The following is a 17,282-nucleotide window of genomic DNA, read 5'->3' as shown; positions in this document are numbered from 1 at the left end:
GGTGGACGTGTTCATCGGGGTGGACACCGGACCCGAGGTGGTCACCGGGTCGACTCCGGGGGCGGCGCTGGTGTCGGTGTGCAGGTCGCCTCTCGGCGAGTGGCACGACGCGGCTCCAGCCGAACGGTATTCCGCGAGGGCAATTTAGGTGAGGCCCGGGGACACTGGACACACCGACACCCCTGTCAACGAGGCTACCCCCGCCCGTGTTCCGTGCCCCGCGGTGTCGACGGTCACACCACCGCCGGCAGGGTGGCCCGGCGCGCCCGCACCGCGGTGGCCAGGTGGTCGAGCACCTCGACGGTGTCGTCCCAGCCGAGGCAGGCGTCGGTGACCGACCGGCCGTACTCCAGCTCCCGGGTCGGGTCGAGATCCTGCCGGCCGGGCAGCAGGAACGACTCCAGCATCACGCCGGTGATCCCGCGCTGGCCGGCGGCCAGTTGGGCGGCCACGTCGGCGGCCACCCGCGGCTGGTTGCGGTGATCCTTGCCGCTGTTGGCGTGACTGGCGTCGATCACCAGCCGCTCCGGCAGCTCGGCGGCGCGGAGCAGGTCGAGCGCTCCGGCAACCGAATCGGCGTCGTAGTTGGGTCGGCCACCCCCGCCGCGCAGCACCAGATGGCCGTCGGTGTTGCCCCGGGTGTGCATGATCGCGGGGGTGCCGGAGAAGTCGATGCCGGGGAACACATGCGGCACCCCGGCGGCGCGGATCGCGTCCACGGCGGTGCCGATGCTGCCGTCCGGGCGGTTCTTCATGCCGATCGGCATGGACAGACCAGAGGCGAGCTGGCGGTGCACCTGACTCTCCACGGTGCGGGCCCCGATCGCGCCCCAGGCCACCGTGTCCGCGATGTACTGCGGCGTGATCGGGTCGAGGAACTCGCAGCCCACCGGCAGACCGACCCGCAGCACGTCGAGCAGCAGCGCCCGGGCCAGCCGCAGACCGGTGTTGACGTCCCCGCTGCCGTCCAGACCCGGGTCGTTGATCAGGCCCTTCCAGCCGACGGTGGAGCGCGGCTTCTCGAAGTAGACCCGCATGACGATCAACAGGTCGTCGGCCAGCCGGTCGGCTGCCGTGCGGAGACGCCGCGCGTAGTCGAGGGCGGCGGCCGGGTCATGCACCGAGCAGGGGCCGACCACCACCAGCAGACGGTCGTCCTCGCGATCCAGCACCCGGCCCACCGCTCGGCGACCGGTCAGCACGGCCGACGCGAGCGGGGCGTCCAGGGGTAACTCGTGGTGCAGCAGGGCGGGCGTGGTCAGCGGCACGACACGGTCGATCCGCTGATCGCTTACCCGATCGGTCTCCGGGGTCGTCACGGTGGGCATCCTTCCGCCGACCGTGCCCGGGGCCGGTGCCCGGGACGAGCCGGCTGCTCGTACGCAAAAGGGCAGGAACGACAGCTCCTGCCCAGCCGGCTCGGTCCGTGGTGACGTCAGTTCATGGTGAAGTCACCGGCGTGCGAGCCGGCTGCCTAAACCATCGATAGGAACGTGTCACGGGGGCAAGCGTACCCGACCGGACGGGAACGGCCGGCCCGTCGTCCCAAGATGCGGGGCACAGCCCGCGTGCCAGGGGCGGGGTCGGGGTAACAGGGGTGCCATGACAGAACACCAGAGCGATCAGGATCGGGTGGAGTCCCGCGCCCACCACCTCCTGCCGGAGGAGGCCGCCGTGGGCAGCGACGACCCGGAGGCGCAGGCCGAGGCCATCCTCACCGAGTCGGACATCCGGGAGGCGGACCAGAACGCGGCACCCGACACGGTGCTGGAACGTCGTACCTCCGATCAGACAGTGGTCGCGGTCGAGCCGCCGGACTGAGCGGTGGCGCCCCGCGCCCGGCGGGACCCCCGGTAGGTGTGCTCCCGCAGCCAGGTCAGCGGACCTGCCGCCCGCAGTTCGGACGGCAGGTTCCGCACCGGGTCGAACGCGAGCGCGGCGTCCTGCTCGGCGCTGAGCGGGACACCGATCGCTACCTGCCCCACCGGCCGCCACGGCCCGACGGCGGACGCGACAGCGAGCACCAGGCGCGGCGTGTCCGTCCGGGTCGCGGCGGCCACCGCGGGCAGGCTGCACCCGAGGTCGACGGAGTCGGGGTCGGCCAGCGCGGCCAGCCAGATGCGGCGGCGGCCCACGCGGTAACCCACGATCGTGCTGTACGTCCCGGTGAAGCAGCGTCGGGGCAGCGGCAGGTGTCGCAGTAGCGGGGCCGCGCCGCTGGAGCTGACCAGCAGGTCGAACGGTCGGCCCGCGTCGCGGTGCAGGCGCAGCGCGACGCCCAGCACGTCCGGCCAGCCGTCGGGCGTGGGGGTTCCCTTGGACAGCCGGACGGTGGCCCGGTACCGGCCGGGATCGTCAAGCAGGCCGACCCCGGTGGGCGGTCCGGGCGTACCCCAGATCATCACCTCGCCGACGAACGAGCGACCGGCCGGATGCAGCAGCCTGCCGTGGCGCAGCCGGCCGAGCGCGGCGCTGGCCCGTTCGACGACGACGGCGGACCGGGACGGGGGCGGGGTGACTGTCATTGCCCTCCGGTACCCCGGACGGCGGTCCCGATGCCCCGGGTCGGCTCGCCGACCCACCACAGGTCACCTTTCCGCCCACGAGATCGGATAGCGTCGGGGTATGCCCGACAGCGGTTACCCCTGGCCCATCGAGACGTCCCGACTGGACAACGGCCTACGCGTGGTGGTGAGTGAGGACCGCACCGCACCCGCGGTGGCCGTCAATCTCTGGTATGACGTCGGCTCCCGGCACGAGCCGACCGGGCAGACCGGCTTCGCCCACCTCTTCGAGCACCTGATGTTCGAGGGCTCGGTGAACGTGGCGAAGACCGAGCACATGAAGTTGATCCAGGGCTCCGGCGGCTCGCTCAACGCCACCACCAACCCGGACCGGACCAACTACTTCGAGACGGTTCCGGCCGAGCACCTGGAGTTGGCGCTCTGGTTGGAGGCCGACCGGATGGGCGGGCTGGTGCCCGCGCTCACCCAGGAGACGCTCGACAACCAGCGGGACGTGGTCAAGAACGAGCGCCGGCAGCGGTACGAGAACGTTCCGTACGGCGACGCCTGGCTGCGGTTGCTGCCGCTGCTCTACCCGCCGGGACACCCGTACCACCACGCGACGATCGGCTCGATGGCCGACCTGAACGCCGCCGACCTCGCCACCTTCCAGGCGTTCCACCAGACCTACTACGCACCGAACAACGCGGTGCTCACCGTGGCCGGCGACGCCACCGCGTCCGACGTGTTCGCGCTCGCCGACAAGTATTTCGGCGCGCTGCCGGCACGCGACGACATCCCGGCCGCCCCGGACGGCCGCACCGTCGCGGCGACCGGGCAGACGGCTGTCGAGTCGGTACGCGCCGACGTGCCGGCGCCGCGGGTGTACATCGCCCACCGGACCTACCCGTTCGGCAGCCCGGAGTACCACGTGGTCACCGTGCTCGCCACAGTCCTCGGCAGTGGGCGGGGCAGCCGGCTCTACCAGCGACTCGCCGACGGTGAACGGATCGCCCAGCCGGACCTGGTCGGGGCGTACGGGGTGGATCTGGCGCACGCACCGGCGCCGCTCATCGCCACCGCCACCGCCCGCGCCGGAGTGGGCGCCGAGCGGCTGGCCGAGGGCTTGGCCGAGGTGGTCGACGAGTTGGCCACCGTGCCGGTCACCGCCGCCGAGCTGGATCGGGCCAAGGCGATGCTCAGCACCGGGTGGTGGCGTCAACTGTCCACGGTGGATGGCCGCGCGGACCTGCTCGGCCGGTACGCCACGCAGTTCGGTGACCCGGCCCGCATCGCCGACCAGTTGCCGGGTCTGCTCGCCGTCACCGCCGAGCAGATCGCCGAGGCCGCCGCCGAGGTGCTCGCCACCGACCGGGTGCTGCTGACCTACCTGCCCGAGGAGACCCCATGACGCTTATCGCCGACCGTCCCGGCCCGGGTGCCGCCCGCCCGTACCGGTTCCCGCCGGTGGTCCGTCGCACCGCGGCCGGTGGTCAGGTCGTCGCCGCGCACCTGCCGGGGCAGAACCTCGCCGTGGCCCTGTTGCTGCTCGACGTGGGCGCGGGCCAGGAGCCGGTCGGCAAGGAGGGCCTGTCCGGGGTGTTGGCCAAGGCCCTCGAAGAGGGGACCGCGCAGCGGGACGCCGCCGCGTACGCGCTCGCCGTCGAAGGGCTGGGCACCGCGTTGTCGACCGGGCTGGACTGGGACTCGTTCCAGGCCAGCGTGGTGATCCCGGTGGACCGGCTCAGCGCCGCCGTGGAGTTGCTCGCCGAAGCGGTCCGTACGCCGAGGTTGGACCCGGCCGACGTCCGCCGGGTCCGGGACGACGAGGCGACAGCGCTGCGGATGGACTGGGCCAACCCGGGCCCCCGCGCCGACGCCGCGCTGCGCGGTGACCTGTTCGGCGCCCAGCACCGTTGGGGTCGGCCGATGCACGGCGACCCGGAGTCGGTCGCCGGGCTGGACGTGGAGGACGTCACGGTCTTCCACTCCGAGTGGTTCCTGCGCCCCGGCACCCTGGTCGTCGCCGGTGACCTGGACCGGATCGACCTTGACGCACTGGCCGCCGCGGCGTTCGCCGGCACCGGTGGCGGCCCGGCCGAGCGGGGCGGGCCGATCGAGGTGCCGCTGCACGACGGGCGGCGGATCATCCTGGTGGATCGGCCCGGCTCGGTGCAGTCCACGCTGCGGCTGGGCCACCCGTCGCCGCACCGGGCGCATCCCGACCACGTGCCGATGACGCTCGCCGGCACGGTCCTCGGTGGGGCGTTCACCTCCCGCCTCAACCACCTGCTGCGCGAGGTGCACGGCTACACCTACGGCGTCCGGGGCGACTTCGCCTCGTCGCGCCGCTTCGGTCGGTTCGGGGTCAGCTCCGGCGTGCAGACCGCGGTCACCGTGCCGGCCCTGGTCGAGGCGGTGGGTGAGATCAGCCGTACCCAGGCCACCGGGGTGACCGAGGACGAGCTGGCGGTGGCCCGGTCCTGGCGGGCCGGGCAGCTCTCGGTCGAGTTGCAGAGCCCTCGGGCGATCGCGTCCGCGCTCACCACGCTTGTGGTGCACGACCTGCCGGACGACTACCACGCCCGGCTGCGCGAGTCGCTGCTGGCGGCGGACGTGGACCAGGTCTCCGCGGCGGCGGCCACCCACCTGCACCCGGACGCACTGACCCTGGTCATCGAAGGCGACGCCGCGGTCATCCGCGACGACCTGACGGCCGCAAACCTAGGCACCATCCTCCCCTGACCCCATCCCGACCCACCCCACCCGGCCCACCCCGCCCTTCGGCCGGCCCCGCCCTTCGGCCGGCCCCGCCCTTCGCCGTTGATCATGAAGTTGTTGTCACCTGCCTCGGCGTGTCGTGGCAATAACTTCATGATCAACCGGGAGGCGGGCGGGTGGGCGGGGGCGGGTGGGAGGTGGGAGGGGGAGGGCGGGGGGCGGGGTGGGAGGGGTGGGGTGGGGTTTGGGGGTGTGATGCGGGACCCGGGGGGTGGGAAACGGTTCCCGTGTTCGGGGGTGGGCTGGGTAGCCTCGCGGGCATGAGGATCGGCATTGTGGGGGCCACCGGCCAGGTCGGTGGCGTGATGCGGCAGGTGCTGGCGGAGCGGAAGTTCCCGGCGGAGCAGGTGCGGTTGTTCGCCTCGGCGCGGTCCGCCGGGCGTGCGCTGCCGTGGCGCGACGGCGAGGTGACCGTGGAGGACGCCGCGACCGCGGACTACGCCGGGCTGGACATCGTGCTCTTTTCGGCAGGTAAGGGCACGGCACGGGAGTTGGCGCCCCGGGTCGCCGAGGCCGGCGCCGTGGTGATCGACAACTCCTCGGCGTTCCGGATGGATCCCCAGGTGCCGCTCGTGGTCGCCGAGGTCAACCCCCAGGCGGCCACCGACCGCCCGAAGGGCATCATCGCCAACCCGAACTGCACCACGATGGCCGCGATGCCGGTGCTGCGCCCGCTGCACGCCGAGGCGGGGCTTGTCGGCCTTGTCGTCTCCACGTACCAGGCGGTGTCCGGTGCCGGGCTGGCCGGCGTCGCCGAGCTGGACGAGCAGGTCCGCAAGGTCGCCGAGCACGCCACCGCGCTGGCCTTCGACGGCTCGGCCGTGGAGTTCCCCGCGCCGCGCTCGTTCGCCGAGCCGATCGCCTTCAACGTCCTGCCGCTTGCCGGTTCGATAGTGGACGACGGCTCGTTCGAGACCGACGAGGAGCAGAAGCTCCGCAACGAGACCCGCAAGATCCTGGAAATTCCTGACCTGAAGGTGTCCGGGACCTGCGTCCGGGTGCCGGTCTTCACCGGGCACTCCCTTCAGATCAACGCCCGGTTCGCCCGGCCGCTCACCCCGCAGCGGGCCCACGAGCTGCTGACCGACGCGCCCGGGGTGGCACTCACCGACGTGCCGACGCCGCTGCAGGCCGCCGGCCAGGACCCGACCTACGTCGGCCGGATCCGCGCCGACGAGACCGCCGAGTACGGGCTGGCACTGTTCTGCTCCAACGACAACCTGCGCAAGGGTGCCGCCCTCAACGCGGTGCAGCTCGCCGAGCTGGTCGCCGCCGAACGTCGCTGACCGTCGCGTCACCCGAGCCCTCGCCGGTCAGCGGCGGGGGCTCGGTCGCGTTCCGGGCGGCGGTCGGCCGGGCATGCTTGGATGGACAAAGCCGACGTCCACCTGGAGGAACCGTGCCGGACGACCGCACCCAGCAGGCGCTTACCGATCTGATCGCCGGCCGCTCGATGGGCGTGCTGGCAACGATCAGGCGGGACGGACGACCGCAGCTGTCCACAGTGGTCTACTCGTTCGACAGGGACGCCGGGCTGATCCGGGTCTCCGTCACCGACGGGCGGGCCAAGACCGCCAACCTGCGCCGGGACCCGCGGGCCAGCTTCCACGTCAGCAGCGAGGACGGCTGGGCGTACGCGGTGGTCGAGGGGCGCGCCGAGCTGACCCCGCCCGCCACCGAACCCGACGATGCCACAGTCGAGGAACTGGTGGACCTGTACCGGACGCTGAGCGGCGAGCACCCGGACTGGGACGAATACCGCCAGGCCATGGTCGACGACCGGCGGCTGGTGCTGCGTCTGCACGTGCAGCGCGTCTACGGGCTGGCGCCCCGCCGCTGACCCGGCCGAGTCAGCCCGGCTCGATCACTGTCACGCCGGGCCAGCGGTGCGCCGGCCGGTGCCGGGCCAACCGTTGCCGGGACCGGCCCACGTCCACCCGGGTCGGGTTGTGCCGCCAGATCCCGTCCAACAGATCCGTCAGACCGTACGGCGCGCAGATCTCCAGCTCGTCTGCCGAGCCCAGCCGTACGGCCACCGCTGTCGCGTACTCCGGCCAGGTGGCTACCGCCTCGGCCACACTGCGGTACGGCTCGATCGGGTCGCCGCCGAACTTCGCCGCGTACCAGGTGTGTACCGCCGCCTGGTTGCGGGCCTGCCACGGCGGTTCGGGCCATGCCGTCACCAGTCGGGCGGTGGCCCGCTGGTCGTCGTCGCGGCTCAGCCTCGCCGGGTCGAAGAAGACCACGTCCACGTCGTGGACTGTGGTCGGGTCGAACCCGTCGCCGTAGCGCTCGCCCCAGACCAGGTCGCGGAGAACACCCGCGCCGATCCAGGCGTCCGGCAGGCCGGAGTCACGCACCACGGTCAGCGCCCGGGTCAGCCAACCGTTGTCGGCGATCAAACTCCGCAACTCCTCCGCGCCGGTCATCGGTTCACCATAAGCGGCGGAGCCGACCTGCGTCCGCCTCGGCCGGGTGGGCCGGTGGTCGACCCGCCCCGCCCCGACCGCCCCGGCCCGCCGGCCCGCGCCGGCCCAGCCGACCGACCTGCCCCGGCCCGACCGGCCCGGCAGCAGCGGCACGGCGGGTGGCAGCGCGTCGGTAGTGGCGGGGAGGCCGGCGTTACCCCCTGCCGAGCGGCGGGTAGACGGGCCGTGCCGACACCGAGAGGGGAGCACCATGACAACGGTCGGAGAGTTCATGACGACCCGGTTGGTGACGATGGACGGCAACGACACACTCATCGCGGCCGCGCAGGAGATGCGCGACAGTGCGATCGGTGACGTGGTGGTGACCGACGGCGACAACGTGGTCGGCATCGTCACGGACCGGGACATCACGGTCCGGGGTGTCGCGGAGAACATGGACGCGGGTTCGACGCGGCTGAACCAGATAACCACCCGTGACGTGATCACGGTGAGCCAGTACGACGACGCGGTGGCCGCCGCGGACCTGATGCGCACGTACGCCGTACGCCGGCTTCCGGTGATCGACGACGGGCGCCTGGTCGGCCTGATCTCGATGGGCGACCTCGCGGTCGAGCGGGAACCGCAGTCGGTGCTCGCGGACATCAGCGCCGACGACCCGAACAACTGACCGTCCGCCGCGGGCGCGCGCCGGCTCTCCCCTCGCGGGGCGGGCCGGCGCTGCGCTGCCGGGACGCCGCCGCAGCTCACCCGATCCGGGCGAGATTGACCGGAGGGCCGGCGGGGACCCGTGCGGGGACGTGCAACGCCGGCCGGCCGCGCGACGCGAGTGCGGTGTGGGATCCCGGGCCCGGCAACTGGGAGGAGTTGACTCGAGGTGGACGCGACCACGAGGTTCTTCGAGGACCTGGACCGGCGGGGGTACGAACCCCTGCTGGCGAAGACCTCCGGGACCCTGCGTATCGACCTGCACGAGGGGGCGCAGACCCGGCACTGGCTGCTGAGTATCGACCACGGGCGGCTCGACGTGAGCCAGGAGGATCGAGAGGCCGACACGGTGATTGGTGCCAGCCCCGTCCTCTTCGACGACATCGCCTCGGGTCGGGAACACGGCCTCGCCGCACTGTTGCGTGGAGACATGACGGTGACCGGTGACGCCCGGCTGGTGGTGCAGGTGGAGCGGATCTTCCCGAGTTCGCCGGACGCCCGCGGGCCCCGTCGACGCTTCGCCGAGGAGGAATTCTGATGGGGCAGTCGAACACGGTCCGGATCCTGGACGGCAACACGTTCGTCGTCTGCGAGGACACCGGCGACATCGAGGCGACTCCGAGCGAGCCGACCGGGCTCTTCTCCATCGACACCCGGTTTCTGTCCACCTGGGTGCTGACCGTCAACGGTGAGCGACTCAACTCGCTCTCCTACGACGATCTGCAGTACTTCGAGTCGCGGTTCTTCCTCGTCCCCGGAATGGCCACGCACTACGTGGACGCGAAGCTGTCCATCATCCGCGAGCGGATGGTGGGCGGCAGCTTCCGGGAGCAGCTCACCATCCTCAACCACGACGAAAAGCCTGTCGATCTAGAGGTCCGGATGGACGCGGCGTCGGACTTCGCCGACCTGTTCCAGGTCAAGGACGAGATCCTCAACAAGAAGGGCGAGATCTACGCCGAGGTCGAGCCGGAGCAGCTCCGGCTGGGCTACCGCCGGGGCAACTTCCAGCGGGAAACGGTGATCTCCTCCTCGATGCCGGCCCGGTACGACCGCGACGGTTTCGCGTACACGGTTCATCTGGAACCCAACGAGCAGTGGGAAGCCTCGATCGACGTCCGGACGCACGCGGTTGGTCCGGGTGGCCGGGACCTGCGGTTCGGGCTGCGGGTGCACGGCACCGAGCGGCTCGCCCTGCAGCACGACCTGGAGCGGTGGATCGCCGACGCGCCGAAGGTCAACAGTGAGCATGGCCGGGTGGCCAGCACCTACCGGCGCAGCCTGATCGACCTGGCCGCGCTGCGCTTCTCGCCCCTGTCGCTCGGCGGCGCCACGCTGCCGGCCGCCGGCCTGCCCTGGTTCATGACCATGTTCGGTCGGGACAGCATCCTCACCTGCCTGCAGACGCTGCCGTTCACACCGCAGTTGTCGAAGACGACGCTGCGCATTCTCGCCTCGTTGCAGGGCAGTCGCTTCGACGACTTCCGGGACGAGGACCCGGGGCGCATCCTGCACGAGATGCGCTACGGCGAAACCGCGGCCTTCGAGGAGCAGCCGCACTCGCCGTACTACGGGTCGGTGGACGCGACGCCGCTGTTCGTCGTGCTGCTCGACGAGTACGAGCGGTGGACCGGGGACGTCGCGCTCGTCAAGGAGTTGGAGCAGGAGTCCCGCGCGGCGCTGCGGTGGATCGACAACTACGCCGACCTGGTCGGCAACGGCTACATCTGGTACGAACGGCGCAACACCGACACCGGCCTGGAGAACCAGTGCTGGAAGGACTCCTGGGACTCCATCTCCTACGCCGACGGGACGCTGCCGCCGTTTCCGCGTGCCACCTGCGAGGTGCAGGGGTACGCGTACGACGCGAAGATGCGCGCGGCCCGGATGGCGCGCCAGTTCTGGGGCGACCCGGCGTTCGCCGACCAGTTGGAGCGGGAGGCGGCAGCGCTGAAGGAGCGGTTCAACCGGGACTGGTGGGTGGACGACGGCGAGTTCTACGCCCTGGCCCTGGACCCGGACGGCCGCCAGTGCGACATCCTCAGCTCCAACATCGGCCACCTGCTGTGGAGTGGAATCGTCGAACCCGAGCGGGCGGAGAAGATCGCCCAGCACCTGGTGGGGCAGCGGCTCTTCTCCGGTTGGGGGGTGCGGACGCTCGCCGTGGGGGAGGCCCGGTACAACCCCATCGGCTACCACAACGGCACGATCTGGCCGTTCGACAACTCGTTCATCGCCTGGGGTCTGCGCCGATACGGCTTCGCCGAGGAGGCCGCGACAATCGCCAACGGCATCCTGGACGCGGCCACGTACTTCGACGGCCGGTTGCCGGAGGCGTTCGGCGGCTACCCACGGGACCTCACCAAGTTCCCTGTGGAGTACCCGACCGCGTGCAGCCCGCAGGCCTGGTCGACAGGCACCCCGCTGCTGCTGCTGCGGACCATGCTCGGTCTGGAACCGCACGACGGTCACCTGTCGGTCGAGCCGCGACTGCCGGTGGGCATGGGCCGGATCGAGGTGCTCGACATCCCGGGTCGCTGGGGTCGGGTGGACGCGTTCGCCCGGGGCCGGCTGGAACTGGACAAGCTCGCCGACTGACGGACCCGCCGGCCGACCCGGCGGCGGCGCGCGGGGCACGCCGCCGCCGGGTCGCCACCCAGCCTGGCAGGGTAGATTCTGCCAATGCCGGAGCTCGTGTACCCGCCCGTTATCGCCGCTGCGAAGACGATGTTCCGTCTTCTCGATCTCAAGATCACCATTGAGGGTGCCCACCACGTACCTCGTACCGGCGGGGCGGTGCTGGCCGGCAACCACATCAGCTACCTCGACTTCATCTTCGCCGGCCTGGGCGCGAACGCGTCGGGCCGACTGGTTCGGTTCATGGCCAAGAAGTCGGTCTTCACGCACAAGATCTCCGGCCCGCTGATGCGCGGGATGCGGCACATCTCGGTGGACCGGGACGCCGGCGCCGCCTCGTTCCGCACCGCCGTCGCCGCTCTCAAGCGCGGCGAGATCGTCGGCGTCTTCCCGGAGGCGACGATCAGTCAGTCGTTCACCGTCAAGGAGTTGAAGAGCGGCACGGTCCGGATGGCCCGCTCGGCGAAGGTCCCGGTGTTGCCTGTCGCGTTGTGGGGGACCCAGCGGCTCTGGACCAAGGGCCGCCCACGCACCCTGACCCGTCGGCACACGCCGATCACCATCCTGATCGGCGAGCCGATCGACCCGGCGGACTTCCCGGACCCGAACCTGCTGGCCGCCGAGCTGACCACCCGGCTCAGCGCGCTCGTCGAACGGGCCCAGCGGGAATACCCGGACGCGCCGGCCGGCCCGGACGACACCTGGTGGTTGCCCGCGCACCTGGGCGGCAGCGCTCCCACTCCGGAGGAGGCCGCCGCGCTGGAGGCCGCGGAGGAGCAGCGCGAGACCAGCCGCTGACAGTGGGTTGGCCGGATCGTTCCGCACCCGGTCAGGATGATGTCTGCCGGTGCGGACGCCGTTCGGTCAGGATCTTCAGACATGAGCAGAGCGGCCCTCGTCGTGATCGACGTCCAGGAATCCTTCCGGCAGCGCCCGATCTGGGCGTACGGCTCCAACCCCGACCTGGTCCGGCAGGTCGAACGGCTGGTCGCCGTTGCCCGTGAGCGCGGCGACCTGGTGGTCTGGGTGCTGCACTCCGAGCCCGGCACGGGCGGGGTGTTCGACCCCGCCGTCGGGCACGTGCGGCTGATCGACGGGCTGGTGCCGGCCGCTGACGAGCCGACGCTGGTCAAGACCGCGCACAACGCCTTCACCACCACTAACCTCCAACAGCTACTCACCCAGGCCGGCATCCACGACATCACGGTCTGCGGCATCCGCACCGAACAGTGCGTGGAGACCACCACCCGGGTCGGCGCGGACCTCGGTTACCGGATGACTGTCGTCACCGACGCCACGCTCACCTTCCCGATCCCGCACCGGGACCTGCCGGAGACCGCCACCGTCGCCGAGATCCTCGCCGACCCGCGCACCCTCACCAACGAGGAGATCGTCACCCGCACCGAGTACGCGTTGGCCGGCCGCTTCGCGACCATCCGTACCGTCGACGAGGTGACCGGCGCGACCCTCGCCGGCACCCGGAGCTGACCCGATGACCCGGGTCGTGTTCCTGCTGGTGCCACAGTTGCACCTGCTGGACCTCGCCGGACCGGCCCAGGTCTTCTCCAGCGCCGCCGACCTCGGGTACGACTATCTGTCGCACTACGTCGCCGAGCGGGAGCACGTGCCCACCGTGCAGGGCGTACCGCTGGTCGCCGACACCCGGTGGCCCGAGCTGACCCCGGACGACCTGCTGATCGTGCCGGGTTGGCGGCCGGCGGCCCATGGCCCCGAGGGGCCGGTGTCGCCCGGCGACCTGCGGCGGCTGGCCGAGCACCACGCGGCCGGCGGCACTGTGGCAAGCGTCTGCTCCGGCGCGTACGCCCTGGGCCGGGCCGGGCTGCTCGACGGCCGGCGGTGCACCACCCATCACGAGGTGCAGGACGACCTGGCCCGCCGTTACCCGGCGGCCCGGGTCGTCCGCGACGTGCTGTACGTGGTCGACGACCGGGTGGTCACCTCGGCCGGCATCGCCAGTGGAATCGACGTGGCGCTGCATCTGATGGCCACCCGGCACGGCCCGGCGGTGGCGGCGGAGATCGCCCGGACCCTGGTCGTCCACGCCCGCCGCAACGGGCACGAGCAGCAGGCGAGCGCGCTGATGCGGCACCGTTCCCACCTGTCCGACTCGGTGCACCGGGTGCAGGACCTGATCGACGCCCGGTACGCCGAGCCACTGCCACTGGCCGACCTGGCCGCCGCCGGGGGCGTTGCCGAACGCACGCTCACCCGGCTGTTCCGCGCGATGACCGGGCTCACCCCGCTCGGCTACCAGCAGCGGCTGCGGGTGGAGCGGGCCGAGCACCTGATCGGGCACGGCGCGACTGTGGAGTCCGCCGCCCGGGCCGTCGGCTTCACCGATGCCCGGATGCTGCGCCGCCTGCGAGCCCGCTCCACGGGGTCGGCTCCGGCCCTGAGCGATAGTAGTCGTCCCGGGAGTGGAACTCCACAGGCAGCGACCCGGGCAGCGTGACCCGGGCGTCCCCGGCCAGCAGACTGGGGCCGGCCCGCAGCAGCAGCACGTCGCGTTCCTGGGCCGAGAGGTCGACAAGTTGGGGGCGGGTGAGCCGGAACTCGGCCACCGCCCGGCGGACCTGCTGGGCCAGCGCCACCACCGCGGCGGACGGCCCGCCCAGGGCCAGCGCCGGCTGCTGGATGGTGCGCAACGCGTCGCAGACGATCAACAACTGCGGCGGAGTGTCCCGCTCGGCGGCCGGCAACTCCAACCGGGACGGCCACTGCCAGCGGATCTGGCCGCTCATCAGGCCGTTCAGCCGGGCGGTTGGCCGGACCCGGGGCGTGTCGCCGCCGACCAGCGACAGCTGCGCGCCGCTGCCCACCCAACAGATCCGCTGGTCGGTGACGGTCACCGAGACCGGTCCGGGCAGCTGCCAGCGACGCCGCGCCTCGGTCGGCCCGAGCAGGTAGCCCGCGACCAGCAGCCGGTGCCGCCCGAGCACCCGCTCACCGGGTGCGGGGCGCAGGTTGTAGTGGCGATCCAGGGTTGGCCCCGCATCATCGTCCGGAGCGTCGAACCGGTGGGGCCCGATGAAGAAGGGGGACGTGTCGGCGTGCATCGTCACGACCTTCCGGTCAGCTGGCTTATGTAGGCAGCCTGCCGGATGCCAGCGGCGCTGTCATGACGCCCGTTAGGGGGTCGGCCGGTCGTGCGTCGCGTGTGACCGGTAGATGCCAATCTCCTCCGGGCGGACGAGGCCGTCCTCGATCGCCCGGGCGAGCAGCGCCGACTTGGTGGCCGCTGGCCGCCCCGCCCGGGTGTACTTGATCCGGGCCCGGTCGACGTACTGCTTCACGGTGTGTTCGCTGATCTGCATCCGGCGGGCCACCGAGGCCTTGGACATCGACTGGAACCAGAGCAGCAGCGCCTCACGCTCCTTGTCGGACAGCATCGGCCGGTCCGGCCGTGGGTCGCCGACCATCGCCCCGGCCAGCGCGGGTGGCACGTACGGGCGGTCGCTGGCGGCAGCCAACACTGTCGCCACGCAGTGCTCCCGACCCTCGTGCTTGGCCAGGAACGCCACCGCCCCGGCGTCCAGCGCCGCGAGCATGGTCGGCGGGTCGGTGTGCTCCGAGTAGACCACCACCCGCCGCCCGGCGGCGCTGAGCTCGGCCAGCTTGTCAAGCGCCATCCGTCCGTGCAGCCGCAGGTCGAGCAGGACGACGTCGGCGTCCGGTGCCGTCCGCAGCACCTCGTCCGGGTCGTCCCCGGTGGCCAGTACGGTCAGCCGCGGCTCGGTGGCGAGCCAGGCGCGGACCCCCTCGACCACCACCGGGTGGTCGTCGACGATCGCCACCCCGATCGGCCGGTCACCGGTCACCGCCGCCACTGGGTCTGCGCCCATCTGATGCTTCCGTCCCGTTCGTAGAGGTGCTGCACCGGACCGTCGTCGTGCTCACCGGGGGGTGGGCCGGTGGCGTCCGGGCCCTCCCGGTCCGGTGTGACAAGGCTGACCACCACCTCGTCCGGCCCCGACACCACTGTCAGCCGGGCCCAGTCCCGGGCGTCGGCGAGGACGCCGGTAAGCGGGTCGGCCAGCCGGCGTCGGATCTCCACCGGCAGCGGCGGCGGCGTGCCGATGGTGACCAGGTCGATCGGTAGGCCGTTGCGTTCGGCCAGGTCGGCGGCGGCCCGCAACTCGTGCAGCAGCGGGTCGGGCACGTCGTCGGACTCGGCGATCAGTCGGCGCAGCCGGGCGGCGGCCAACACGCAGCGACGCTGCACCTCCGGGTCGTCCGGGTCGGCCTGGCCGGCGGCCAACTCCCCGAGCACGCGCCCGGCCGCCGAGCTGACCAGGGCGAGCCGCTCCCGGCGCTCCTGGAGGCCACGTTCGGCGGCATCGCGCTCCGCCGCCATCGTGTGACCGGCGGCGGAGACGGCGGCCCGCTCACGAGCCAGGCTGACGATCGTCGCGCTGCCCACGAACACCGCCACCGGGAGTGAGAACGTGCCGTAGACGTACATCACGTAGCGTGCCACGTCGGCCGGGTCGGGGCCGTGCCCGAGCACCGCGACGAGCGCGATGGCCGCGTGCGTGCTCAGCAGCGCGACAAGCCCCACCACCCGCCGGCCCCACAGTGCCAGCACGAAGAACCAGCCGAGCGTGCTCCAGACCCAGTTCGCGGCGGTGAACAGTTGTCCCTCGCCGACCGCGGCGAAGACCGCCACGTCGACGGCCAGCAGCAGCCCGGCCAGCGGCCACGGCGGCAGCGGCGAGCCGCGCAGCAGCCGCACCCCGGCCACCGCGCCGGCCACCGCGACCACCGCCCAGGCACCGAGCACCACGGTCGGCGCGGTGAACTCCGTGCGGACGGCCAGCACCGCGGGCAGCCCGATCGCGACGTGCCAGGCCAGCGCGATGGCCACGGCGGCGATCCGGGCACCCCGGTCGGACGCCTGCGCCACGGCGGCCGGCGCGGCGAGCCCTGCCACGGATGCCGGCTCCCGGGGGGTGGGGACCCGGGGGTGCTCCGCTGCCTCCGGAGGGCCGGTGTGCGGTGCTGGTGCGTCGAGATCAGCCGACACCGGGCCACTCCAGTCGGATCCGGGTGCCGGCTCCGGGTGCCGATCGCACGTCGGCCCGCCCGCCTACCGATTCCATCCGGCCGTGGATCGACTCGCGCAACCCGTACCGGTGGGGAGGCACGGTCGCCGGGTCGAAGCCGGGGCCGTCGTCGCTGACCTCGACCACGACGCCGATCGCGTCGCGGCTCAGCCGCAGCGCGACACCCGCGCCCGGCGCGTGACGTGCCACGTTGGACAGCGCCGCGTAGGCGCTCTCACCTATCGCGTCGGCCACCCCGGCCGGAACCGCGGCCGGTGCCAGGTCCAGCTGCGGGGAGAGCTCGGGCAGCCGGCCGGCCGCCGCCCGCAACCGCGCGTCGAGCGGCACCGGGCCGTCGCCGGCCACCGGGTCGACGTCGGTGAGTGCGACGAGGGTACGCAGGTCGCCGGCGCACCGGTCCCGGAAGCTGGCCGAGGACCCCGCCACCGCGCCGAGCCCCACCATGGTGAGGCTGCCGAGCACAGTGTCGTGCAGGTCGCGGTTCTGCTGGCGTTCGGCGTCGCGGGCGGCGCGGGCGACTAGCGCCTCCCGGGTCAGCCGCTGATGCTCGACGAACGCGCGGTCGGCCCGACCGATGCGTCGACGCATCACCGCCGCCATCATCGCCGTGCAGGCGGTCTGCACAAGCAGAGTGGCCGCGTGCGCCCGAGCCTCGGTGGGGCTGCCGGCCGCCTGTGCGCCAGTGGCGTACGTGGCGGTGAGGAGCAGCCCGGCCGGGATCGACAAGCGCGCCGGGGCGGTGGCCTGTGTGTTGATCACCGTGGTGCTGGCCAGCACGGCGATCCAACTGCCCTCGCCGGGCAGCACACCGGGTGCGACGAGCACGGGGATGAGGAGGCAGGCCAGCGCGGTGAGCGCGACGTCGGCGGCGACCAGGTGCGGGGTGATCCCGTGGCGTATCGCGCGGTAGGCGTACCAGATGGACCAACCGGTGAGCGTGGCCACGACGGGCAGCAACACGGCTGGTTCGACCGGGTCGGCCTGCACCGACAGGGCCACCGCCCCACCGACCACTCCGCAGGTCAGACGCAGCAACGCCGGGATGGTGGTGAAGATGAGGCCCAACGCGCCACCGGCCGGGTTGTCCAGCGTGGGCGACACGGCGGGGGAGGCAACGGCCGGCATCGGGAGGTGTCCTTCCG

The 17,282-nt window shown here is 72.3% G+C and carries 18 protein-coding genes; 11 read left to right on the top strand and 7 right to left on the bottom strand.

Annotation, left to right across the window (positions count from 1 at the left end):
* Positions 1–233: 233 nt before the first annotated feature.
* Entirely contained in the window at positions 234–1,328 is a 1,095-nt protein-coding gene (locus AB0B86_RS30825) for a 3-deoxy-7-phosphoheptulonate synthase (RefSeq protein ID WP_357406999.1), read from the bottom strand.
* A gap of 274 nt (positions 1,329–1,602) precedes the next feature.
* Between AB0B86_RS30825 and AB0B86_RS30820 the strand changes: the two genes are divergently transcribed.
* A complete protein-coding gene (locus AB0B86_RS30820; RefSeq protein ID WP_357406997.1) occupies positions 1,603–1,821 on the top strand; it encodes a hypothetical protein in 219 nt (72 codons plus the stop codon).
* Here AB0B86_RS30820 and AB0B86_RS30815 read toward each other — a convergent pair.
* Positions 1,788–2,525, bottom strand: coding sequence for a phosphodiesterase (locus AB0B86_RS30815; RefSeq protein WP_357406995.1), 738 nt, complete (start codon positions 2,523–2,525; stop codon positions 1,788–1,790). The genes AB0B86_RS30820 and AB0B86_RS30815 overlap by 34 nt on opposite strands.
* 100 nt (positions 2,526–2,625) lie before the next feature.
* Here AB0B86_RS30815 and AB0B86_RS30810 point away from each other — a divergent pair, with 100 nt between their 5' ends.
* The 4 genes from AB0B86_RS30810 to AB0B86_RS30795 all read left to right on the top strand — a co-directional run bounded on the left by AB0B86_RS30810 (position 2,626) and on the right by AB0B86_RS30795 (position 7,125).
* Positions 2,626–3,915, top strand: coding sequence for a pitrilysin family protein (locus AB0B86_RS30810; protein WP_357406993.1), 1,290 nt, complete (start codon positions 2,626–2,628; stop codon positions 3,913–3,915).
* On the top strand, positions 3,912–5,249 hold the full coding sequence (locus AB0B86_RS30805) for a pitrilysin family protein (protein ID WP_357406991.1): 1,338 nt from the start codon (positions 3,912–3,914) through the stop codon (positions 5,247–5,249). The genes AB0B86_RS30810 and AB0B86_RS30805 overlap by 4 nt, the downstream gene beginning before the upstream one ends.
* A 296-nt stretch (positions 5,250–5,545) precedes the next feature.
* Positions 5,546–6,571, top strand: a complete 1,026-nt coding sequence (locus AB0B86_RS30800) for an aspartate-semialdehyde dehydrogenase (protein WP_357406989.1) — start codon at positions 5,546–5,548, stop codon at positions 6,569–6,571.
* 113 nt (positions 6,572–6,684) lie between these two features.
* Positions 6,685–7,125 carry a PPOX class F420-dependent oxidoreductase gene (locus AB0B86_RS30795; RefSeq protein ID WP_357406986.1) on the top strand — a complete coding sequence of 147 codons (441 nt, stop codon included), beginning with the start codon at positions 6,685–6,687 and terminating at the stop codon, positions 7,123–7,125.
* A 10-nt stretch (positions 7,126–7,135) separates the two neighbouring features.
* Here AB0B86_RS30795 and AB0B86_RS30790 read toward each other — a convergent pair whose 3' ends face one another.
* A complete protein-coding gene (locus tag AB0B86_RS30790) occupies positions 7,136–7,714 on the bottom strand; it encodes a nucleotidyltransferase family protein (RefSeq protein ID WP_357406984.1) in 579 nt (192 codons plus the stop codon).
* A gap of 250 nt (positions 7,715–7,964) precedes the next feature.
* On the opposite strand from AB0B86_RS30790, the gene AB0B86_RS30785 reads away from it, so the two are divergent.
* The 6 genes from AB0B86_RS30785 (at position 7,965) to AB0B86_RS30760 (ending at position 13,529) form a co-directional block, all read left to right on the top strand.
* On the top strand, positions 7,965–8,381 hold the full coding sequence (locus tag AB0B86_RS30785; protein WP_357406982.1) for a CBS domain-containing protein: 417 nt from the start codon (positions 7,965–7,967) through the stop codon (positions 8,379–8,381).
* Between the two features lie 207 nt (positions 8,382–8,588).
* Positions 8,589–8,957, top strand: coding sequence for an SCP2 sterol-binding domain-containing protein (locus tag AB0B86_RS30780; RefSeq protein WP_357406980.1), 369 nt, complete (start codon positions 8,589–8,591; stop codon positions 8,955–8,957).
* On the top strand, positions 8,957–11,017 hold the full coding sequence (locus AB0B86_RS30775; RefSeq protein ID WP_357406978.1) for a glycogen debranching N-terminal domain-containing protein: 2,061 nt from the start codon (positions 8,957–8,959) through the stop codon (positions 11,015–11,017). The genes AB0B86_RS30780 and AB0B86_RS30775 overlap by 1 nt, the downstream gene beginning before the upstream one ends.
* Positions 11,018–11,101: 84 nt before the next feature.
* Positions 11,102–11,854 carry a lysophospholipid acyltransferase family protein gene (locus tag AB0B86_RS30770; protein WP_357406976.1) on the top strand — a complete coding sequence of 251 codons (753 nt, stop codon included), beginning with the start codon at positions 11,102–11,104 and terminating at the stop codon, positions 11,852–11,854.
* An 81-nt stretch (positions 11,855–11,935) separates the two neighbouring features.
* A complete protein-coding gene (locus AB0B86_RS30765; protein ID WP_357406974.1) occupies positions 11,936–12,544 on the top strand; it encodes an isochorismatase family protein in 609 nt (202 codons plus the stop codon).
* A 4-nt stretch (positions 12,545–12,548) separates the two neighbouring features.
* Positions 12,549–13,529 carry a DJ-1/PfpI family protein gene (locus tag AB0B86_RS30760; RefSeq protein ID WP_357406972.1) on the top strand — a complete coding sequence of 327 codons (981 nt, stop codon included), beginning with the start codon at positions 12,549–12,551 and terminating at the stop codon, positions 13,527–13,529.
* On the opposite strand, the gene AB0B86_RS30755 is transcribed toward AB0B86_RS30760, so the two are convergent.
* From AB0B86_RS30755 to AB0B86_RS30740, 4 genes are all read right to left on the bottom strand, one after another.
* Positions 13,411–14,133 carry a hypothetical protein gene (locus AB0B86_RS30755; protein WP_357406970.1) on the bottom strand — a complete coding sequence of 241 codons (723 nt, stop codon included), beginning with the start codon at positions 14,131–14,133 and terminating at the stop codon, positions 13,411–13,413. The genes AB0B86_RS30760 and AB0B86_RS30755 overlap by 119 nt on opposite strands.
* 72 nt (positions 14,134–14,205) lie before the next feature.
* Positions 14,206–14,919 (bottom strand): response regulator transcription factor, encoded by a 714-nt coding sequence (locus tag AB0B86_RS30750; protein ID WP_355028971.1) that lies wholly within the window; start codon positions 14,917–14,919, stop codon positions 14,206–14,208.
* Positions 14,892–16,007 (bottom strand): hypothetical protein, encoded by a 1,116-nt coding sequence (locus AB0B86_RS30745; protein WP_357407109.1) that lies wholly within the window; start codon positions 16,005–16,007, stop codon positions 14,892–14,894. The genes AB0B86_RS30750 and AB0B86_RS30745 overlap by 28 nt, the downstream gene beginning before the upstream one ends.
* Before the next feature lie 82 nt (positions 16,008–16,089).
* Positions 16,090–17,265 (bottom strand): ATP-binding protein, encoded by a 1,176-nt coding sequence (locus AB0B86_RS30740; protein ID WP_357406968.1) that lies wholly within the window; start codon positions 17,263–17,265, stop codon positions 16,090–16,092.
* Positions 17,266–17,282: the final 17 nt, after the last annotated feature.

The sequence above is a fragment of the Micromonospora sp. NPDC049047 genome (genome assembly GCF_040649135.1).
Classification (GTDB): domain Bacteria; phylum Actinomycetota; class Actinomycetes; order Mycobacteriales; family Micromonosporaceae; genus Micromonospora.
The sequence above is the reverse complement of the archived record's forward strand: the minus strand, read 5'-3'. Positions and strand labels throughout refer to the sequence as shown.